At 72.7% G+C, this 19,700-nt stretch carries 17 protein-coding genes; 7 read left to right on the top strand and 10 right to left on the bottom strand.

What is annotated here, in order from left to right:
- The first annotated feature begins 24 nt into the window (after window positions 1-24).
- Complete coding sequence (locus ACQP00_RS37985; protein WP_433205532.1) at window positions 25-1,374, top strand: serine/threonine-protein kinase; 1,350 nt, start codon at window positions 25-27, stop codon at window positions 1,372-1,374.
- Between the two features lie 2 nt (window positions 1,375-1,376).
- Here the strand turns inward: ACQP00_RS37985 and ACQP00_RS37980 are convergent, their stop codons facing one another.
- Together ACQP00_RS37980 and ACQP00_RS37975 are read right to left on the bottom strand one after the other, a co-directional pair.
- Window positions 1,377-2,081, bottom strand: a complete 705-nt coding sequence (locus tag ACQP00_RS37980) for a hypothetical protein (RefSeq protein ID WP_433205529.1) — start codon at window positions 2,079-2,081, stop codon at window positions 1,377-1,379.
- 168 nt (window positions 2,082-2,249) lie between these two features.
- Window positions 2,250-3,197 (bottom strand): hypothetical protein, encoded by a 948-nt coding sequence (locus ACQP00_RS37975; RefSeq protein ID WP_433205526.1) that lies wholly within the window; start codon window positions 3,195-3,197, stop codon window positions 2,250-2,252.
- 165 nt (window positions 3,198-3,362) lie between these two features.
- Between ACQP00_RS37975 and ACQP00_RS37970 the strand changes: the two genes are divergently transcribed.
- Window positions 3,363-4,130: a restriction endonuclease gene (locus ACQP00_RS37970; protein ID WP_433205523.1), complete on the top strand. Its 768-nt coding sequence runs from the start codon at window positions 3,363-3,365 to the stop codon at window positions 4,128-4,130.
- A 99-nt stretch (window positions 4,131-4,229) separates the two neighbouring features.
- Here ACQP00_RS37970 and ACQP00_RS37965 read toward each other — a convergent pair whose 3' ends face one another.
- The 3 genes from ACQP00_RS37965 to ACQP00_RS37955 all read right to left on the bottom strand — a co-directional run bounded on the left by ACQP00_RS37965 (window position 4,230) and on the right by ACQP00_RS37955 (window position 6,704).
- The gene (locus tag ACQP00_RS37965) at window positions 4,230-5,171 is read right to left on the bottom strand and encodes an NmrA/HSCARG family protein (RefSeq protein ID WP_433205520.1); all 942 of its coding nucleotides are present in this window, start codon (window positions 5,169-5,171) and stop codon (window positions 4,230-4,232) included.
- 8 nt (window positions 5,172-5,179) lie between these two features.
- Entirely contained in the window at window positions 5,180-6,115 is a 936-nt protein-coding gene (locus ACQP00_RS37960) for an NADP-dependent oxidoreductase (RefSeq protein WP_433205518.1), read from the bottom strand.
- An 88-nt stretch (window positions 6,116-6,203) separates the two neighbouring features.
- Window positions 6,204-6,704, bottom strand: a complete 501-nt coding sequence (locus ACQP00_RS37955; RefSeq protein WP_433205515.1) for a MarR family winged helix-turn-helix transcriptional regulator — start codon at window positions 6,702-6,704, stop codon at window positions 6,204-6,206.
- 67 nt (window positions 6,705-6,771) lie between these two features.
- On the opposite strand from ACQP00_RS37955, the gene ACQP00_RS37950 reads away from it, so the two are divergent.
- On the top strand, window positions 6,772-7,314 hold the full coding sequence (locus ACQP00_RS37950) for a carboxymuconolactone decarboxylase family protein (RefSeq protein WP_433205512.1): 543 nt from the start codon (window positions 6,772-6,774) through the stop codon (window positions 7,312-7,314).
- Window positions 7,315-8,202: a helix-turn-helix domain-containing protein gene (locus ACQP00_RS37945; protein ID WP_433205509.1), complete on the top strand. Its 888-nt coding sequence runs from the start codon at window positions 7,315-7,317 to the stop codon at window positions 8,200-8,202.
- On the opposite strand, the gene ACQP00_RS37940 is transcribed toward ACQP00_RS37945, so the two are convergent.
- From ACQP00_RS37940 to ACQP00_RS37920, 5 genes are all read right to left on the bottom strand, one after another.
- A complete protein-coding gene (locus tag ACQP00_RS37940) occupies window positions 8,114-8,593 on the bottom strand; it encodes a hypothetical protein (RefSeq protein ID WP_433205506.1) in 480 nt (159 codons plus the stop codon). The two genes, ACQP00_RS37945 and ACQP00_RS37940, sit on opposite strands and share 89 nt — an antisense overlap.
- Before the next feature lie 237 nt (window positions 8,594-8,830).
- Window positions 8,831-10,291 carry a glutamate synthase subunit beta gene (locus tag ACQP00_RS37935; RefSeq protein ID WP_433205503.1) on the bottom strand — a complete coding sequence of 487 codons (1,461 nt, stop codon included), beginning with the start codon at window positions 10,289-10,291 and terminating at the stop codon, window positions 8,831-8,833.
- A gap of 172 nt (window positions 10,292-10,463) precedes the next feature.
- Window positions 10,464-11,210: a class I SAM-dependent DNA methyltransferase gene (locus ACQP00_RS37930; protein WP_433205500.1), complete on the bottom strand. Its 747-nt coding sequence runs from the start codon at window positions 11,208-11,210 to the stop codon at window positions 10,464-10,466.
- A gap of 20 nt (window positions 11,211-11,230) precedes the next feature.
- Entirely contained in the window at window positions 11,231-12,694 is a 1,464-nt protein-coding gene (locus ACQP00_RS37925) for a glycosyltransferase family 39 protein (RefSeq protein ID WP_433205497.1), read from the bottom strand.
- Window positions 12,695-12,806: 112 nt separating this feature from the next.
- Window positions 12,807-13,427, bottom strand: a complete 621-nt coding sequence (locus ACQP00_RS37920) for a hypothetical protein (protein WP_433205494.1) — start codon at window positions 13,425-13,427, stop codon at window positions 12,807-12,809.
- Window positions 13,428-13,915: 488 nt separating this feature from the next.
- On the opposite strand from ACQP00_RS37920, the gene ACQP00_RS37915 reads away from it, so the two are divergent.
- The 3 genes from ACQP00_RS37915 (at window position 13,916) to ACQP00_RS37905 (ending at window position 19,673) form a co-directional block, all read left to right on the top strand.
- Entirely contained in the window at window positions 13,916-15,961 is a 2,046-nt protein-coding gene (locus ACQP00_RS37915) for a tetratricopeptide repeat protein (protein WP_433205491.1), read from the top strand.
- The gene (locus ACQP00_RS37910; RefSeq protein ID WP_433205488.1) at window positions 15,949-16,560 is read left to right on the top strand and encodes a hypothetical protein; all 612 of its coding nucleotides are present in this window, start codon (window positions 15,949-15,951) and stop codon (window positions 16,558-16,560) included. Before ACQP00_RS37915 ends, ACQP00_RS37910 begins: the two co-directional genes overlap by 13 nt.
- Window positions 16,561-16,670: 110 nt before the next feature.
- Window positions 16,671-19,673 carry an ATP-binding protein gene (locus ACQP00_RS37905; RefSeq protein ID WP_433205485.1) on the top strand — a complete coding sequence of 1,001 codons (3,003 nt, stop codon included), beginning with the start codon at window positions 16,671-16,673 and terminating at the stop codon, window positions 19,671-19,673.
- Window positions 19,674-19,700 lie beyond the last annotated feature (27 nt).

The following is a 19,700-nucleotide window of genomic DNA, read 5'->3' as shown; positions in this document are numbered from 1 at the left end:
GCCTGTATGGGTATCCGACCGTACGTGGCCAGCCAAGGAGACCTCCTCAACGACCGGTACCGGCTCGACGACCGCATCGCCGCCGGCGGCATGGGCGAGGTCTGGCGCGCGGACGACACCCTGCTGGGCCGCCGCGTCGCGGTGAAGCTGCTGCACGACGGCCGGGCCGGCGACCGCGAGTTCCAGACCCGCTTCCACCACGAGGCGCGCGCCATGGCCGCCCTGCGCCACCCCGGCATCGCCGCCGTGTACGACTACGGCGAGACGGGCGACGGCTCGGCGTACATCGTCATGGCCTTCATCGACGGCGAGCCCCTGGACCGCCGCATCGCCGCGTCGGGCCGCCTGGACCCCGCCACCACGATGTCGATCGTCGCCCAGGCCGCACACGCCCTGGAGGCCGCGCACGAGGCGGACATCGTGCACCGCGACGTGAAGCCGGGCAACCTCATCGTCCAGCCGGACGGCACCGTGGTGCTCGTCGACTTCGGCGTGGCCCGCTCGGCCGCCCTCGCCGGTGTGACGGCCACCAACGACGTGGTGGGGACGGCCCTCTACATCACTCCCGAGCAGGTCTCCAAGCAGGGAATCGGCCCGGCCACGGATCTCTACGCGCTCGGAGCCGTCGCGTACCACTGCGTGGCCGGGCATCCGCCGTTCATGGGCGACAACGCGGTGGCGATCGCGGTGCGCCACCTGCAGGACACCCCGCCGCCACTACCGCCCGACGTGCCCTCGCCGGTCGCCCAGCTGATCACGACGGCAATGCAGAAGGACCCTTCGCTCCGGTACCCGTCGGCAGCCGCGATGGCCACCGCCGCCGAGTCGGCGGCCACGGGTTCGCCGACTCCGGGCGTCGGGACGGACACGGCGGTGATGGCTGCTCCGGCCGTAGGCGCGGCCGCGGTGCCGGTCGCCCCCGTGGCCGGCCCGTTGACGGAGGAGCTGGGGCCGCTGCCGGCGCGTCGGCGATCGCTGATGCCGTGGCTGCTGGCGTTGGCGGGACTGGTCGTGATCGGCCTGGTCGTGTGGCTGGGTACCTCGGATTCGCTGTTCAACGGGCCTGGCCACTCGCCGTCGCCCACCGGCACCGCCCCGGTCCAGTCGGGGGTGGGCACGGCGCCGACCGGCGGCGGCGGTGGTGGCAACGGGACGAAGCCCACCGGCGGGACCGAGCGGACCGGCGGGGCGACCGCCACCCAGAATCCCGGCGCGCCGCAGACGACGGGCGGTGGGGGAGGGGCCACGCCGGCCCCGACGCCGACCGGCGATGGTGGCGGCGACGACGACGAGACGACCGAGCCGGAACCGGGGCCGACCCCGACCCAGGCCGCCGAGGCGACCGGCCGGCCCGTGGTCACCACCAGCGGCTGACCCTACGGGCAGGTCGGTGGCACGACCTGACTGAGCAGCCGCACGTACATGCTGGGCACCCAGACCGGACCGGGGGCGCTGAGGCGGTACCACAGCCGGGTCGACTCCGGCCGGTCGCTCCACTTCGCGTCCCTGACCTCGCGCCCCGCCGGGTTCTGGCACAGCACGTAGATCGTGTCGCCCTGCGCGTACGACCCGACCTGCGCGCCGCGGCCCGCCTCGGTGGGATCGGCGTACGAGCGGACCCCGACGTATTTGTTGGTCTCGACGTCCCAGGTCTTGTCGATCCGGGCCTCGATCTCCGCCACGGACCCGGAGCTGGGCTCGGGCTTTGCCTTGTCCTTGGGCTGGTTCCACGGCCGGGTGAGGACGAGCACCAGCCCGCCGGCCACGACGAGCGCGGCCCCGGCGGCGATCACGGGCCACAGCCGACGCCGCCGCCGGGCGCGTGGGGCCGGCGCCGTGACCGGGGCGGAGGCGCGCAGCAGGTCGGCCAGGTCGGTGCGGCCGATCGCGACCAGCGCGTCCGGCAGCTCGCCGAGCCGGTTCTGGCTGTCCAGCCACATCCAGATCTCGCGGGGCTCCTCGCCCCGGGGGAACCGGCGCCGCTGGTGGCCGGGGATCTCCAGGACGTCGGCGAGGCCCTGCCAATCGTCGAGGCGCTTGTTGAACTCGTTCCGCGCCTGCTGCTGCGGGGTGAGGGTCATCGCGGCTCCAGTGGCGTCGCGTCCGTCAGCATCCGGGTAGCCCGAGCCCACCGCGGTCGGCCGGGCGAAGGTACACCTCGGAGATCCAGCCGGTCCGGGATGCGCCGTCGTGCGCGCGGTACCACAGGTCGGAGACGGCGAGCCGGGGTTGTGATCGTCGCGCGGTGTTCATGTCGGTGCCCGGGACGGCGCACCGTCCCGCTTGCAGTATGGCGCGGTCCGCGTGGACAGGTACGCCGGGGTGTCCTCCCGCATGGCGCTCCCGCCGTTGGTCACCTGGTTCTGCACCACGATCGCGCGGTCCGCAGGCGCGGCGGTCGTCGGCGGCGGCGGTGTGGTCTTCCCCGGCGGTGTCGTCGTTCTCGAAGGTTCGGGCGGTCGCGTCGTGGCCGGCGGCGTCGTCCAGGCGACCCGCTCGGACGAGTACGGCCCGATCTCCGCCCAGTGGTGCGTGCCCTGCCCCCTGAAGCAGTCGTGCTCGCCGCTCCAGGCCCCATTGCCGTCGGTGCGGATGCTGAACGTCCGGAACGGGTCGACGAACCGCTCGTCCATCGCCTCGAAGTCGTCGACGCAGCCGACGGTGTACTGGTAGCGGGGGTGGAAACCGGAGACCTCGATGCGGTACCAGTACCCGCCGCCCTCGGCCGCCGGCCCCTGCCGCACGATGAGCCGCCCGGGCCGGAACGGGTGCGCCGCGAGCACGCCGGCGTCGCACGCGGGCACCTGGCCCGGTTCGTGCACGAGCAGCCCCCAGACGTAGCCGGACGTGCCGGGCCACGGTCCGTCGAGCGCGGTCACGTAGTACCAGTTCCCGCGCTGCCCGACCGGCAAATCGACATCGTCGTCCGGCGCGATGCAGCGGACCGTCACGTGAATCGGCCCGTCCAGTGAGAACATCAGGTTGTCGTTCTGCGCCTCGCGCCAGGGCCCCTCGGTCGGCGTGCTCCTGAAGTTGACCTTCGGATCCCCGTTGTCCGACTGCAGGAGGCTGACCGGCTCCATCGACGGCGCCGCCCCGCCCTCGCCGCCGGGCGCGCCGGGCCGGTGCACGATCAGGAAGACGACGGCGGCGAGCAGCACGACTGCCATCGCCACGTACAGGAATCGGCCGCGCACGATCCCCACCGTACGGCCGCCGAGCCCAGGCAACATCCACCATAGGACCGACCACATTCCGGCCCGCGACTGCCAGGTGTCTCGGCGGGGTTTCTTCGGTGCGGGTCGGCTGAGCAGCGTTGACACACGTCCGGGGACATCAAGCTGCTGCCCGAGCATCCAGCGGTGCCCTCGCTGCCGGATCTGGACGCCGCCGCAGCGACGGCGCCGGCTGTCGTAGGACAGCGCTTCGTGCCGGCGGACTGGCGCACCAGCGAGGAGATCGCCGCCGCGCACATGCGGGCGCTCGGGTTCGCCGACGCTGAGTTGACCGGCGGCGGCCGCGACCGTGGGCTCGACGTCGTCGCCGGCTCCGGGGTGGCCCAGGTGAAGATGCAGGCTCAACCGGTAGGTGCCCCGGCCGTGCAGCAGCTGCGCGGCACCCGGCCGCAGGCGGCGCATCACCTGTTCTACTCGACGTCCGGGTACACGCCCGCCGCGCTCGAGGCGGCCGCGCAGATCGGGGTGAGCCTTTGCACCATCGGCCGGGACGGCACGACCGCGCCGGTCGGCGACGCGGCCGAGCAGCTCGCCGATTCCGGCGTGGACGACCCGGCGGCGGTCCGCTCGGTCACCGTGCGACGCCTGCTGACCGACTACAGCCAGGGTGTCGCCGACCGGGTGATGGCCGCCGTCCAAGCCAGCGACATCACCGCGCCGGACCGCGAAGGCCGGTACGCCGGGCATCACGAGCGGGCGTTGCGCTACCTGCGCGAGGCGCTGAACAACCTGGCCAACCGGCCGGCCGAGTTCGACTCGCCACGGTCCGGGGCGGTGTACTTCCACCACACCGAACTGCTGGCCCACGTCTGGTTCCGCGAGCTGGGCCTGCCCTACCCGGACGGCGAGCGCCGGCACCGTGAGTCCGACTCCCTGGACGCGAATTACACGTGAGCGCCACCGTGGGACCGGGGGCCGGCCCGCAGCGCCGTGTGTTCGTCGCCGGTCAGTTCGACAAGCACTTCCCAATGCTGGGGAGGCTCGCCGTCACCGCTAGCTGTTGGCGGTGATGGCGATGCGGTGCGCGGCCAGGAAGTCGGGGAGGGTGAGCCAGTGCGGGTTGAAGGCGTGCGCCGCCTCCAAGCTGCGCCGGCCCAGGTACGACTCCGGGAACTCGGCGTAGTACTGGAACATGTTGCCCAGTTCCTCCGCGCCCGGGAAGGCCAGGTTGCGGTACTGGTCGGCGGTCGGCGGCCGGTACGCCACCCGCTCGCCCAGGGCCACGCTCAGCGCCGCGGCCATCTCGGCGCCGGTCCGGTACTCGCCGACCACCGGTACCGTGGCGCCGATGGTCGATGACGGGTCCTGCAGCACGCGGCGGGCCACGCGGCCGATGTCCTCCGAGGCGACGCCCGCGATCGGGGTGTCCTCCAAGGGCAGGTGCAGGGCCAGCGTGCCGTCGGGGTCGCGCTGGGGTTGGGTGAGCAGGTTGTCCCAGTAGAAGGACATCAGCAGATAAGTGACGGGCAGGCCGGAGCCGGCGAACAGCGCGTCCGCCCGGCCGCCCTTCACGTCGAAGTGGGGCACCCGGTAGCCGTCCTCCAGGAACGGCATGCGGGGGTCCTCGGGCTGGATCGCCTCGCGGGTGTCCTCCAGGGTTGACCACAGGACGTGGTGCAGGTCCGCGGACTGGGCGGCGCCGATGAACGTCTCCACCTCGGTGAGTTCGCGGGCGGGTGAGCGGTGCTCCCAGTACGGGGTGACCAGGAACGCGCCGTAGGCCCCGTCCAGCGCGCGGCGGAGGCTGGCGCCGTCGGTGAGGGAGGCCTCGACCAGCTTGGCGCCGCGGTCGGCCAGGGCCTGCGCCTTGGCCGACCGGGCGTTGCGGGTCACGGCGCGCACGCCGAACTCGCCGCTGGAGAGCAGTTCGCGGGCGACCGCGCCGCCCTGCGTGCCGGTGGCGCCGAAAACGGTGATCACCTTGTCGTTCGACATGAGGACTCCTAAGCGGCGAGGATGACGGTCTTGCCGGGCAGGGTGCCGGCGGCGGCCTGGGCGTGGACCGCCGGCAGCTCCGGCAGCGCCACCCGCTGGGCGATCTCGACGTGCAGGTGGCCGGCGTCGACCAGGGCGGTCAGGCGGGCCAGCTGGTCGGCGTCGCTGCGGACGAACAGGTCGATCCCGCGTACGCCCCGCGCCTCGTCGCTCGGTGCCGGCATCCACACCGTGGTGTTGACCAGCACGCCGCCGGGGCGGATGAGGTCGAGCAGGCCGGCCAGCTCGGCCGGGTCGATCGGGGCCAGGTTCAGCACCACGTCGACGGCGGGAGAAGCGGCCGGTGCGACGCTCGTCCCGGACTCGATGACCTCGTCGGCGCCGGCCGCCTTCGCGCGCTCCGCGCTTCGCGGGCCGGACGTGGCGATGACGTACGCGCCGGCCCGCTTGGCCAGCTGGACCGCGTAGCCGCCGACCGCCCCGCCCGCGCCGTTGATGAGCACGCGCTGGCCCGCGGTCAGCTCGGCGTGCTCGAACAGGGCCTGGAACGCGGTCAGGCCCACGGTGGGCAGGGCCGCGGCGTCGGCCAGCGGGATGCTCGTGGGGGCCGGGGCCAGGATCCCGGCCGGGGCCACCACGTACTCCGCGGACGCGCCGTCGTCCGTCATCGGCAGGAACCCGACGACCCGGTCGCCGACCGCGACGGAGGTGACGCCCTCGCCCAGTTCGGCGACCGTGCCGGCGACGTCGACGCCGGGCGTGTGCGGCAGCGCCACCGGGATCGGGCCCTGCATGAAGCCGCCGCGGATGTTGCCGTCGACCCCGTTGAACGACGTCGCGGCGACCTGGATCAGCACCTGTCCGGCGGCGGGCACGGGACGCTCGGCATCCTCGTACCGTAGGACGCCCGGCTCGCCGAACTCGTGGAAACGCACTGCCTTCATCTCGGGACCTCGCCTCTTCGTACCCCTTGTGCTCCGAATTTGAAGCACTTCTTGACCATAGCACGCTACGAATTCGAAACAAATACCGTCAGGGGGTCCGGTTGCGCCGGGGCTTGGCGGAGCGCGGCGGCGTGGCGCGCATGTGGTCGCGGACCCGGCCGAGCACGGCCCCCAGCGCGGCCAGGTCGGCGCCGGACATCGACGCGAACAGCAGCTGGTGGACCCGCTCGACGTGGCCCGGCAGCACCCGCGCCACGAGGTTCCGGCCGGCGTCGGTGACGGTCACGATCACGCTGCGCTCGTCGTCGGGCGACGGGGCCCGGGTGATCAGGCCGCGCTTGTCGAGCAGCCCGGCCTGGTAGGTGAGGCCGCTGCGGCTGTACACGACGCCGTCGGCGAGGTCGGTCATCCGCAGCCGCCCGCCGGGCGTGTCGGTCAGGCGGGCCAGGATCTGGAACTGCACCCAGCTCAGATCGCCGTCGGCGCGCAGGTGCTCCTCGACGGCGTACTGCAGGAGGCTGCTCACCTCCATCAGCGCGAAGTACGCGCCGAGCTGCTCGGAGTTCAGTGCGGGTGCCGGGTCGTCCACTCCTCGACCGTACGGTATTACCTCGCAGGGAATTGTTCGGCGCCCGTCGGAGGAGCAGCGTCGAGGCATGACGACGTACCCGATCCACACGATCGACACCGCGCCCGGCTGGGCCCGCGAGCCGCTGGCCCGGCTGCGGGAGGCGTTCGGGTTCGTGCCGAACGCGGCCGCCGCGATGGCCGGCTCCCCCGCGCTGCTGCCCGCGTTCATCGCCGCGTTCGGGCGGTTCCGGGCCGAGGGCTCGTTCACGCCGGCCGAACGGCAGGTGCTGCTGCTGACCAACGCGGTCACCAACTCCTGCGCGTGGGCGGTGGCGTTCCACACCGGCGAGGCGCTGCACGACGGCGTGCCGGCGGAGGCCGTCGACGCGATCCGGGCCGGGCGGTCGCCGGCCGACCCGCGCCTGGCCGCACTGTCCGGCCTGGCCCGGGCGATGATCACCAGGCGCGGGCACCTCGAGTCCGGGGACACCGCCGGCCTGGACGGCCGCGAGGTCCTCGACGCCGTCGTGGCCGTGGCGATCTCGACGATGGCCAACTACACCGCGTCCATCGCCGGCACGCCGGTCCAGGAGCAGTTCGGCGCGCACGCCTGGCACCCGGAGGGCTGAGTGTCCCAGGTCGGGGTCCTGATCCGGCGGTGGCGGACCGCGCGCGGGCTGAGCCAGCTCGGGCTGTCGGCGGCGGCCACGGTCTCGCTGCGGCACCTGTCGTTCATCGAGACCGGCCGCGCCGGCCCGTCCCGCGCGATGGTGCTGAAACTCGCCGAGGTCCTCGACGTGCCGCTGCGGGAGCGCAACGAGCTCCTGCTGGCCGCCGGTTTCGCTCCGGTGTACCGCGAGACGCCCCTCGACGGCCCCGAGCTGGACGAGGTCCGGGCCGCGCTGGAGGCGATCCTGGCCCAGCAGGAGCCGTACCCGGCGCTGGTGATGGACCGCGACTGGAACATCCGGCACAGCAACGCGGCGGCGGCGCGGTTCTTCGCGTTCCTGCGGGCCGGGCACCCCGAACCGGTGCCCGGCCCGCCCAACGTGCTGCGCCGCCTGTTCCACCCCGACGGCGTGCGGCGCTACGTGACGAACTGGCCCCTGGTCGGCGAGGCCCTCGTGCGCCGGGTCCGCCGCGAGGCGATCGGCGGCAGCACGGACGAACGGGCCGGCGCGATACTGCGGGAGATTCTCTCGTACCCCGGTGTGCCCGCATCCCTGCGCACGCTCGACGTCACCGTGCCGACGCTGCCGGTCGTGCCGATCCGCTACGCCCGCGACGGCCGGCGCTTCCACTACTTCTCGACGGTGACGACGCTCGGCACGGCGCAGGACATCACCCTGCAGGAGCTGCGCATCGAGTGCTTCTTCCCGGCCGACGACGAGACCCGGGCCAACGCGCGCGCCCTTCGCGACGCGGCGGTCAGTGCTCCGCCCGGAACCACCCCGGCGTCCACAGGCCCAGCGGCCGGTCGATCCGGACCTGCGGCGCCGCCCGGCGCAGACCGTTGAGGAACGGCCAGACGTCGTGGACGCCGGCGACGTGCACACGCCGGCCGTCGGCGAGCTCGACGGTGGTGTAGTTCCTCGGATGCGGTACCACCCGGGCCACCTCGCTCAGCGCCGCGCTGCCGCCGCGCAGGACGGCCCGCCAGTGCAGCCGGCCGTCGGCGAGGCGCAGGCGGTAGGCGATCCGGAACAGCGCCAGGTAGCCGTAGACGGCCCCGATGACGACGCCCAGCGGCACGAACGCGACCCGTTGCCACAGGCTGCCGGTGCCGAACAGGCCCGCCGCCCCGGCGACGCCGAAGGCCACCGGCGCGACGAACGCGGCCAGGACCGCGGCCGCGCGGACGAGCGGGCTGCCGAACGTGTACTCCGTCGCGGTGCGGTCGTCATCCATGACGGCTGATTTCCCGCACCGGCGCCGAACTATGCACGCCTACGCCGGGCCACTTGTCCGGCCGCAGCCCGGTGATGTCGACTGCAGCGGCATCGCGACCGTCGTGACCGGGGCGGGCAGCCGGCCGCCGGCTACCTCAGCGGCATCGAGACCGTGGCGACCGGCGCGGGCAGCCGGCCGCCGGCCACTTCAGCGGCATCGAGACCGTGGCGACCGGCGCGGGCAGCCGGCCGCCGGCTACTTCAGTGGCATCGAGAGCGTGGTGACCGGGGCGGGGAGCCGGCCGCCGTCGCCGAGGTAGCGGTTGACCGCGGCGGCGGCCGAGCGGCCCTCGGCGATCGCCCAGACGATCAGCGACGGGCCGCGGCGGGCGTCGCCGGCCACGAAGACGCCCGGGGTCGCGGTCTGCCAGTCGTTGTCGGCGTCGAGCGTGCCGCGGGCGTTGCGGGTCAGCCCGGCCTGGGCCAGGTGCTCGCCGGGCTGGGTGCCGGCGAAGCCGATCGCGAGCAGGGCCAGGTCGGCCGGCACCTCGCGGATCGTGCCCTCGACCTCGGTCAGCGTGAAGCCGGGCCCGACCAGCACGTCGACCAGCTCGACGGCGCGCAGGCGGCCCTCGTCGTCGCCGATGAAGCGGCGGACGGCGCAGCTGAAGTGCCGCTCGCCGCCCTCCTCGTGGGCCGAGGCGATGCGCAGCGTGGTGGGCCAGGTCGGCCACGGGTCGCGGGTGCCGTCGCGCTTCGGCGGGGGCAGCGGGGCCACCTCGACCAAGCGCACGCTCGCCGCGCCCTGGCGGTGGGCGGTGCCGAGGCAGTCCGCGGCCGTGTCGCCGCCGCCGACCACGATCACGTGCAGGCCGGCCGCGTCGATGGGCGGGGCGTCGAGCGACCCGGCGACGACCCGGTTGCTGCCCTCCAGGTACACCATCGCCTGGTGGATCCCGGTGAGGTCGCGGCCCGGCGTGGTGGGGACGTCGCGGGGGTCGAGGGCACCACAGGCCAGTACAACCGCGTCGTATTGCTCTTGCAGTTCCGCCAGCGACACGTCGACGCCAACCGCACAGCCGGTGATGAACTGCACACCCTCGGCGACCATCTGGGCGACGCGGCGGTCGATGTGCGTCTTTTCAAGCTTGAAGTCCGGGATCCCGTACCGCAGGAGGCCGCCAATGGCGTCGCTGCGCTCGTAGACCGTGGTCGCGTGGCCGGCCCGGGCGAGCTGCTGGGCGGCGGCCAGTCCGGCCGGCCCGGAGCCGACGACGGCCACGCTGCGGCCTGAGCGCGCGACGATCGGGAACGGCTCGAGCGGCCCGCGATCGGCCAGCCGGCTGATGATCTCGACCTCGACCTGCTTGATCGTGACCGGGTCGTCGCCGATGCCGAGCACGCAGGCGGCCTCGCACGGCGCCGGGCACAGCCGCCCGGTGAACTCGGGGAAGTTGTTGGTGGCGTGCAGCGCGTCCGCGGCCCGTTCCCAGTCGCCGACCCGGACGAAGTCGTTCCAGTCCGGGATGAGGTTCCCGAGCGGGCAGCCGTTGTGGCAGTACGGCACGCCGCAGTTCATGCACCGGCTGGACTGCTCGTGGATCAGCTGCTCGTCGGCCCGCTGGTAGACATCGCGCCAGTCGGCGACGCGTTCGGCGATGGGGCGCAGCAGCGGCAGCTGCCGGCGGTACTTCATGAATCCCATCGGATCGGGCATGACTGGCCTCCGTGGCGGTCGGTGCAACCAGATCGCGACGGGACAACGCTGGCCCGAAATGTGAGACGGCCGTCCCACGGCCGTGCATGGCACCGTAGCGGAACAGCCCCGGGGCAGCGCAAGGCCCCGGGACAGCCAAATGCACCACACCTGCCCGGCCGGGGCGCACCCGTCAGTCGGGCAGCACCGGCCGCTCCCAGACGGACACGTGCTGGGTGCTCTCGCTCGTGAACGGTTCACGCTGCCAGTTGGCCCACCGGTCGCGCAGCCGCAGCCCGGCGATCCGCGCCATCAGGTCCAGCTCGGCCGGCCACACGTAGCGGAACGGGATCGACCGGAACCCGCCGCGCCCGTTGACCACCTCGACGTAGTTCGAGCTCATCGCCTGGGTCGCCACGTCGTACAGGTCGTAGGCCCAGCGCGTCTCGCTCACGTGGAACGGCACCGCGTCCTGCCCGGGCGGGAGCCGCCGCAGGTCGGGCAGCATGACCTCGATCACGAACCGCCCGCCGGGCTGCAGGTGCGCCGCCACGTTGCGAAAGCAGTCCACCTGCGCGTCCTGCGTGGTCAGGTTCATGATCGTGTTGAACACCAGGTAGGCGAGCGAGAACGCCCCGTCGACCTTCGTGGTGGCGAAGTCCCCGATCGTCACCCCGATCGCGTCCCCGCCGGGCTTCTCCCGCATCCGGGCGACCATGGCCCGGGACAGGTCGATCCCGTGCACCGGGACGCCGCGCGCGGCGAGCGGCAGCGCGATCCGCCCGGTGCCGATGCCGAGCTCCAGGGCCCGCCCGCCGTCGGCGAGCTCGACGAGCGTGTCGAGCACCGGTTCGAGCACCGCGGGCTCCGCCATGTCCGCCGACGACTCGTCGTACTGCGCCGCGATCCGTTCCCCGAAGTACCCGTCCGCATCGATCACCGCAAGAATCTACCTGGCCCTCAGTCGTAGTGCCGCAGGCGGGGCCACAGCTGCGGCCACGGCTCGCGCGGCCCGGTGCACACCCAGACGTGCCCGCCGGACTCGATGTTCCGCACGCCGTACGGATTGGTGATGGTGGCCGCCTCGCGCACGTCGGTGAAGTACCGCCCGAGATAGTCCGCGTACCGCGGGTCGCTCCCCGGCCCCACGGCGACGACGGTCGTGGCCGCCGGGTTGCCCGGCCCCCACCACCACTGGCTGTTGTGCCCGCTGACCGCGGTGGGCAGCCCCCGCCCGAGCTCGTTGACCGCGGCCGCCTCGGCGTAGTTCTCGGTGAGGATCACCCCCGCGGCCCGCTGCTCCGGCGGCAGCGCGTTCCAGACCGTCCCGACGGTGGCCACGAGCTGCGGCCAGCCGATGGTGTCGGCGAGCGTGTCGTCCATCGCGTGGTCCCGGCCGATCCCGGTGGGCGGCAGCACCGGCAGCAGCAGCACGGCGAAGACGGCGGTGACGACCGCGGTCGCGGCCGTGACGATCCGCAGGCGGCGCACCCGCGCGTGCAGCCAGCCGTCGACCGCCACGGCACCGGCCGCGAGCAGGTACACGTACGCGCCCATCAGGTAGTACACCTTCACGCCCGTGGTGGCGGCGTAGAGCACGAACAGCAGCGCGTAGGCCCAGGCCAGGGCCCTCCACAGTGGACGCCCGCTGCGCCACAGGTGCCACAGGCCGGCGGCCCACACCCAGACCAGCGCGAGGCTCGCCATGAGCAGCTGCCCGACGACCCAGACCGGCGCGTTGCCCAGGCCGCCGTTCTCGCGGTTCAGCTGCCGGGTCATCGCGACCGTCGCCCAGTCGTGCTGCGCCTGCCACCACAGCTCCGGCAGCACGACGGCGGCCGCGATCGCCACCCCGCCGGCGAACCACCGGTTGAGCAGCGCCCGCCGCCCACCGGTCAGCACCACGGCGAGGGCGAAGAACCCCGCCTGGTGGTTGTTCATCAGCCCCAGCCCGGTGACGAGCCCGCCGAGCAGCCACCAGCGCACGTCACCGGTCCGCCCGATCCGCGCCACCACGAACGCGAGCGCGGCGATCGCGAGCACGGCGTACGGCGTCGTGTTCGCCACGTGCGCGGCGGCCCACAGCGCCGGCATCGTGGCCACCGCGACCGCCGCGAACAGCTGCGCCCGGCGCGCCCCGCCGAACTCCCGCGCGGTCAGTCCCCCGAGCACGACGGTCGCCCCGGCCGCGAGCGCCGGCCACAGCCGCAGCCCCGGCAGCCACGTCCCGAACAGCTCCAGCGACACCCGCGCCAGCAGCGGGGCGAGCATCGGCTGGTCGACGTAGCCGGGCTGCAGATGCCGCGCACAGTCGAGGAAGTAGAGCTCGTCGCGCTGGTAGCCGTACCGTGTCGACAGCGCCATCAGCACCGCGAACACGACGCCCCCGACCACGACCACCCGCCGGTCGAACCGCTCGTCCACGGCTTCCAGGCTGTCAGCGCTCCCGGCCCCGCACATCGTCCGCACGCACGATCGGTTTGCGATACCGGTAGTACTCCCGGACGACCCGAACCCGAGCCGGAACGGACGCGGCTCAGGCGGTGACCATGCATGGCACCCACAGCCAGGCGTCGGCCGCGTACTCCTTCTCGGCGATCGCGACCCGCCGGCACCACCCGGGCCGGACCGCCGATCGGCCGCTGCGGACCCAGTCGCGGTGCACGCCCTCCGAGAGGATGACCGCGAGATCGGCCGGGCCGGCCGGCTCGAGCGCCCGCCGCAGCGGTGCCGCGTCGACCAGCCGGCTGACGCCCACCACCGCCTGCCCGGCGAAGCCGTTGCGGGCCACCTCGGCCGGGCCGTCATCCAGCGCCAGGCGCAGCCGCATCCGGGCCATCGGGTCGCCCACCCGGTTGTACCGCCACAGCGCGGCCGCGAGCTCCAGGCAGAAGTCGCCGACCACCCGCGACGGCGCCTCCGAGCGCGGGATCAGCGCCAGTTCCGCGTCGCCGGCCGGCTGGCGGAGCCAGCGCCGCCGGTCCAGGCCGGCGCGGCTCCCGGCCAGGTCCAGCAGGTCGAGGAGATCGCGCTGGATCTGCGCCTGGCCGAGGTCGTCATGACCGGCGTAGCCCTGGACGTCGACCGACAGGCAGAGAAAGCGCTCCGGCGCGCCGCTGGTGCGGCGCCGCCACGAGAGGGACGGATGAAGCTGCATCGGAACTCCTTGAGGCGATGGGGCTGATGGAGACGAGTGCAGCAACCGGCGGGACCCTCCGGCCACAGAACCGGACGATCCGGTGGCGTCCGGCCGGTCGTCATGGCGCTGAGCTGAGCCTTCGTCAAGTCGTCCGGTGCCGCACCGGACGACCGCCGGACGAACCGGAGACCGGGCCGACATGATCGATTGATCTGCATTCGACGATGTCCGGAATGCGTGGCCCGAACGGCGAACCGGGCGGCGGAAGCACCGATGGCATTCCGGAATGGCCGTCGATAGCCTGACCGCAGATCCGCCGGCGCACACCGCGAGGCCCGGCGGGTTGGGGGGTGAGCACGCTGACGCCCGGAACCGCCGCCGATCTTTCCCGACTTCGCACCCGAGGCGAATTCGGCGCGGCCCTCAGAGCTCTCAGCCAGGACAAGAGGATGTCGCTGGCCGAAATCGAAAAACGAACGCGAACCTGGACCGGTTCTCGGCCGGCGTTGAAACGAGCCACGCTGAGCGACGCGTTCAACGGCCGGACCCTGCTCGGCGAGCAGGCCCTCATGAGCCTGCTGACCCTCTACGAGGAGCCGGAGAGCCGGCGGCAGCTGTGGCTGGCCGCGCACCAGCGGATCAAGGCCCGGGAACGCGGTGCCGCTCAGCGTGCGGCCGGCACCGATCGCTTCGACACTGTCTCCCCGCGCGATCTCGGCATCCACAGCGCGGTCCTCACGCCCGACGCGCTGGATGAGCTGCCGGCGTACGTCGAGCGCGATTTCGACTTCCGTCTCCGGGCTGCGCTGACCAGCGTGGTCGAGCGCGGAAGCTTCGTGGTCCTGGTCGGCGGCTCATCCACCGGCAAGACCCGCTCGCTGTACGAGGCGATCCACGACGTGGCCCCGAACTGGTTCCTGGTCCAGCCGGAGCAGACCGAGGAGCTGCTGGAGCTCAGGCACGATCCGCCGTTGCGGACCATCTTCTGGCTCGACGAGCTCCAGCGCTACCTCGGCGGCCATCCACCGTTGTCGGCGGACTGCGTCCGTGCCTTGACGCGCAAGCCGAACATCGTCGTCGGCACGCTGTGGCCCGATCACTACGACGCACGGCTGATGGGCGGGCAGTCCGACCCGGCCGACGACGTCCGGCGCCTGCTGCGCAGCGCGCTCGTGATCAGCGTCGCCGACGACTTCACCACTGCGGAGCGCGAGCGGGCCCACGAGAAGGCCGAGGAGGACCCCCGACTGCGGATCGCACTGGACACGCGCGACGCGGGCGTGACACAGGTCCTGGCCGGCGGACCCGCCCTGGTGCTGCACTGGGAACAGGCGCGGCCCTACGCCAAGGCGATGATCAACGCCGTGGCTGACGCGCATCGCCTCGGCGTCCAGTCCCCGTTGCGTGAAGATCTGCTGGTCGAGGCCATGGCCGGGTACCTCAGCGGAAATCGGCGCGTGCAGCCTCCGGAGCAATGGCTGGCCGAGGCGGTCCCCTACGTGACGCAGAAACTGCATGGCGAGGTGTCGGCACTGGACGTGTCCGACGGCGGCAAGCCCCATACTTTCGCCGGATACACCATCGCCGACTACCTGGCCCAGCACCTTCGGCGGCAGCGCCGGGCCGAGCCCATCCCGGACGAGGCCTGGCGAGCGCTGGTGACCCGGACCGGCCACCAGGCCGACCTCAGGCGAATCGCCGACAGCGCCACCGCCCGGATGCGATACGTGTACGCCGAGCAGGCCCTGGTGCGCCTCGCCACCGAATTGGGCGACGGCGCTGCCGCATTGGAGCTCGCCCGGCTGCTGGTCCGCCAGGATCGGTTCGACCGGGCGATCGAGGTGTTGCATCGCCGGCTTGCCACCGATCCGCGGGACGGTGCCGCCGCCGAATGTCTTGCGGGCATCGAGGCGCTGCGACGGCGGGTCGACGAGTTGCGTCCCGCCGCGACCGGTGATCCCGCGGCACGCCGGCGACTCGCCGAGATCCTCGACGACGGTGGCCGCCGCGACGCGCTGCGGATCCGGGCGGATGCCGGCGAGGCCGTCGCCGCTGAGGAACTGGTCGAGGAACTCGCCAGCCACGGTTGCCTGCGTGAGTTGCGGGAGCGGGCCGACGCCGGGCACGCGTACGCCGCGGAGGCGCTCGCCGACCTGCACGTCGCCTGGGGCGACGAGGAGGAGTTGCGGGCCCGCGCGGAGTTGGGCGACGAGGCCGCCGAGCGGCGTCTGCCGAAGGTCCACGAGGCAGTGTCGCGGTCCGGCGGTGCGGCGTCGGAACTCGCCACCCTGCGCGCCACCGCCGGCGCCGATCCCGAGGCGGCCTGGCAGCTGTGCGGCCTGCTCTTCGAACTGCGCGACCTGGAAGGACTGCACAACGAGCTGGACGCGGGCACCTACGGCGCCGCCGACCGGCTCATGGCCCTGCACACCGCCGGCGAGACCATGCCGATCGAGCAGCTGATGCGGCTGCGGGCATTCGGTTTGACCGCCGACGGCGCCCCGATCGACCCGCCCGCCGACTTCCGGAAGGACCCCCGATGGCCGAGCTGACCCCCACGGACTACGCGTTCCTCTTCCTGCTCAAGATCGAGAATCGGGAGATCTCCAACACCGAGCTCGACAAGGCCTACGGTGTCCGGATCGTCGGTGACAACTACGCCCGGCTCAACGGATCGGGCTACGTGGAGACGAAGAAAATCGGCAGCGTGTACTTCCACACCCTGTTGCCGAGCGGGAAGAAGCTCTTGAGCGGCCCGGTCGAGGTCACCAGGGACGCCGCGGGCACGAAGAAGAGCACCGGCCGGGAGCAGCAGCTCTGGGCCGCGCTGTCAGCCCTGCACAACAGTCAGCACGGCCGCCCGCGCGTGACGCCGCCCAACGGACATCGCGGTCTGGAAGAACGCATCCGAGCGGTCTACGCCGAACTGGCCACCGAGCCCGGCGCATTTGTCAGCCTGAGCCGGTTGCGCCCGAAGCTCGCCGACGTCACGAAGCCTGAACTCGACCGGGCCCTCGAAGCACTGCTCGACGCCTCAGACGTCGAACTGGAACCCGAGGACAACCAGAAGACCCTGAAGGACGCGGAGAAGCGGGCGGCCGTGCGGATCGGTGGCGAGGATCGGCATCTGCTGGCGATCGGCATGCGATGAGCAAACGCGAACTCGAAGCACTCGCCGCACTCCGGCTCACCTGGGCCCCGGTGCCCGACGACGTCTGGCGTCGGTCCCCATTCCACGTGAGCGGTTTGCACACCGAAGTCGTGCGAGAACTCCAGGGCGGGATCGCCGACGCGGCGGCCAGCACCGACGCCAGCCCGATCGGCCTGGCGCTGCTGGGCCGGCGGGGCTCCGGCAAGACCCACCTCCTTGGCGGGGTCCGACAACGCGTGCAGGAACAGGGCGGATACTTCTTCCTCGTCAGCCTTCTGGACGAACAGGCCTTCTGGCCCAGCGTCCTGGCCCACATGCTGGAGAGCCTGGCCCGGCCGGTGGCCGACGGCGGCACCCAGCTGCGGCTGTTGCTGCGCCGGCTGTGCTCGCGTGTCGGAGCCCCCCGCGCGGCACGCCGGGCCGTCATGGGCGAGATCGACCTCACCCCGCGGGCGCTCAACGCCTTCATCGACGGACTGACGGAGTACGACCAGTTCGTCGGCGACCGAAGCGAAGACACCGCGCGGGCGCTGGCCCTGCGCGCCTCCCGCCGATCCGAACACCGGGACGTGGCCGAGAGCTATTTCATCTCCGACGACGAGACGGTTGCCGGTGAACGCCGGGAATGGGGAATCCGGCGCAAGCCGCACACCGCCGAGGACCTCGTCCGCGAGCTTTCCCTGCTGCTGGCGCTGACCGGCCCGTCGGTGATCGCGGTGGACCAGATCGACACGCTCGTGGCCCAGGCCACGCTCAGCACCGACCTGGCGCTCAACACGGACGAGGAGGCCGGCCACCGGCAGGCGGTGGCCCTGGAGCAGGTGGCCGGCGGGCTGCTGGGGCTGCGGGAACGCACGCGCCGCACCCTGATCGTGGTCGCCTGTCTGCCGGCCACCTGGACACTCCTCAAGACCCGGGCGATCGCCACCGCCGCCGACCGCTTCCGCCTGTGCTCGTCGCTGAAGGGCATCCTGGACGCCCGCATCGCCCAGGAGATCGTCGCGAGCCGTTTCGCGGCCCGGTACCGCGACATCGGTTTCACGCCGAAGTATCCGACGTGGCCGGTGCGCGAATCGGCGTTCGCGGAGGTCGGCCAGTACACGCCGCGTCAGCTGCTCAAGGAGATCGACCGGCATGTCCGGGACTGCCTGCGGACCGGTATGGTCCGCGAGCTGACGCGACTGTCCGAAACGCCGGAGGAGGACGAGGAGCCGGGCCTGCCCGTCCCGGATGTGCCGGAAATCGCCGACGAGGTGATCACCCGGATCGACGCCCGGTTCGAGGCGCTCAAACGCGATGCCGACATCGCTTCCCCGTTTGAGCCCGAGGCCGAGGACACGGTCTTTCCGGCGTTGCTCGGCGCCGGTCTGACCGCGTGGATCCTGCAGCACGGGGTGGACCGCGAGGTGTTCACACTGGACCCGCCGCCCAGCGAGAAGCCAGACCTGCACGCCCGGCTGCACCGGACCCTGGACGAGACGACCGAAGACCAGGTGCACTGGTGCTTCCGGGCGGTCAGCGACGCCCACCACGCGGTCGCCGCCCTGAACCGGGTCCGCCGGGCCCAGGTCGCCGCCGGGCTGACTTCTGCGGCCGCGAAACGCAGGCTGATCCTGATCCGCAACGGCCCCTGGTCCGCCGGGGCCAAGACGCGGCAGACGATCGAGGAGTTCCACCGCGACGGTGGCCTGACCCTGAGCGTCGACGACGCCGACCTGCGGGTGCTCAGCGCTCTGCACGGCCTGCGCGACGAGAACCCGGTGGAGCTGCAGGCGTGGCTGGTCAAACAACGACCGGCGGCGCAGATCACGCTGTTCAAGGAGGCGTTGGCCGACGCCGACGACTGGGCGGCATCGTTCGCGTCGGGGCCCCGCGCCGAGGGCGTCACCCACGAACTGGTCCTCGGCCGCGAGGGCCGGGACGGCACACCCGTGCGTGTGCCGCTGGAGGCGCTGCGCAAGCATGTGGCGATCTTCGCCGGCTCCGGCTCGGGCAAGACGGTGCTCATCCGCCGGCTCATCGAGGAATGCGCGCTGCACGGCGTGTCCGCGATCGTGCTGGACCCGAACAACGACCTCGCCCGGCTCGGGGAGGAGTGGCCGGAGCCGCCGGAGTCGTGGTGGTCCGGCGATCGGGAACGCGCCGCGGAGTACTTCGCCGGCACCGAGGTCGTGGTCTGGACCCCGCGCCGCGAGTCGGGCCGGCCACTGAGCTTCCAGCCGCTCCCGGACTTCACTCAGGTGCGGGACGACCCTGACGAGTTGGCCGAGGCGGTCGAGGCCGCGGTGGCCGCCCTCGCCCCCCGCGCCCAGCTCGGCGGCCGGGCCGCGAAGGCCCACCTGGGCATGGCGGTCCTGCGCCGCGCGGTCGAGCACTACGCCCGCCAGGGCGGCCGGGACGTCCCCGGCCTCATCCAGCTCCTGGCCGAGCTGCCGGCCGGGGTCAGTACCCTCGACGGGGCCGAGCGGATCGCCGCCGGCCTGGCCCAGACGCTCACCGCCTCGATGGACAACGACCCGCTCTTCGCCGGCAGCGGAGCCCCGGCCGATCCCGGTGTGTTGCTCACGCCCACGCCCGGCAGGCGGGCCCGGATCTCGGTGATCAGCCTGATCGGGCTGCCGGCCGAGGAGACCCGTCAGGGCTTCGTCAACCAGCTGCAGATGGCCCTGTTCGCCTGGATCAAGAAGCATCCCGCGGCCAATCGGCCGTTGCTCGGCCTGTTCGTGATGGACGAGGCGCAGACGCTGGCCCCGTCGGGTGCGATGACGGCCTGCACGCAGAGCACGCTGGCGCTCGCCGCACAGGCGCGCAAGTACGGCCTGGGCCTGATCTTCGCGACCCAGGCCCCGAAGGGCTTGCACAACCGGATCGCGGGCAACGCCACGACCCAGTTCTTCGGCCTGCTCAATTCGCCGGTGCAGATCGAGGCGGCCCGCGAGATGGCTCGGATGAAGGGCGGCGACATCCCCGATCTCGGTCGGCTCACGGCGGGCGAGTTCTACGTCACGGTGGAGGGTGAACCACCGCAGCTGGTGCGGACACCGCTCTGCCTGAGCCATCATCCGCGGGCGCCCCTCACCGACGACCAGGTGCTGGAGCGGGCCCGGACGTGAAAAGCCGCCGGTGGGACGGGCCCACCG

The sequence above is a fragment of the Dactylosporangium sp. CS-047395 genome, assembly GCF_050942185.1.
In the GTDB taxonomy this organism is placed as follows: Bacteria; Actinomycetota; Actinomycetes; order Mycobacteriales; family Micromonosporaceae; genus Dactylosporangium.
This window is presented reverse-complemented; position numbering and strand designations above follow the sequence as displayed.

Excerpts from the sequence above, each read along its gene's own strand:
- ACQP00_RS37980 (WP_433205529.1), bottom strand. The coding sequence starts at position 2,081 with ATGACCCTCACCCCGCAGCAGCAGGCGCGGAACGAGTTCAACAAGCGC.
- ACQP00_RS37965 (WP_433205520.1), bottom strand. The coding sequence starts at position 5,171 with ATGTCGAACGACAAGGTGATCACCGTTTTCGGCGCCACCGGCACGCAG.
- ACQP00_RS37960 (WP_433205518.1), bottom strand. The coding sequence starts at position 6,115 with ATGAAGGCAGTGCGTTTCCACGAGTTCGGCGAGCCGGGCGTCCTACGG.
- ACQP00_RS37950 (WP_433205512.1), top strand. The coding sequence starts at position 6,772 with ATGACGACGTACCCGATCCACACGATCGACACCGCGCCCGGCTGGGCC.
- ACQP00_RS37940 (WP_433205506.1), bottom strand. The coding sequence starts at position 8,593 with ATGGATGACGACCGCACCGCGACGGAGTACACGTTCGGCAGCCCGCTC.
- ACQP00_RS37935 (WP_433205503.1), bottom strand. The coding sequence starts at position 10,291 with ATGCCCGATCCGATGGGATTCATGAAGTACCGCCGGCAGCTGCCGCTG.
- ACQP00_RS37920 (WP_433205494.1), bottom strand. The coding sequence starts at position 13,427 with ATGCAGCTTCATCCGTCCCTCTCGTGGCGGCGCCGCACCAGCGGCGCG.
- ACQP00_RS37910 (WP_433205488.1), top strand. The coding sequence starts at position 15,949 with ATGGCCGAGCTGACCCCCACGGACTACGCGTTCCTCTTCCTGCTCAAG.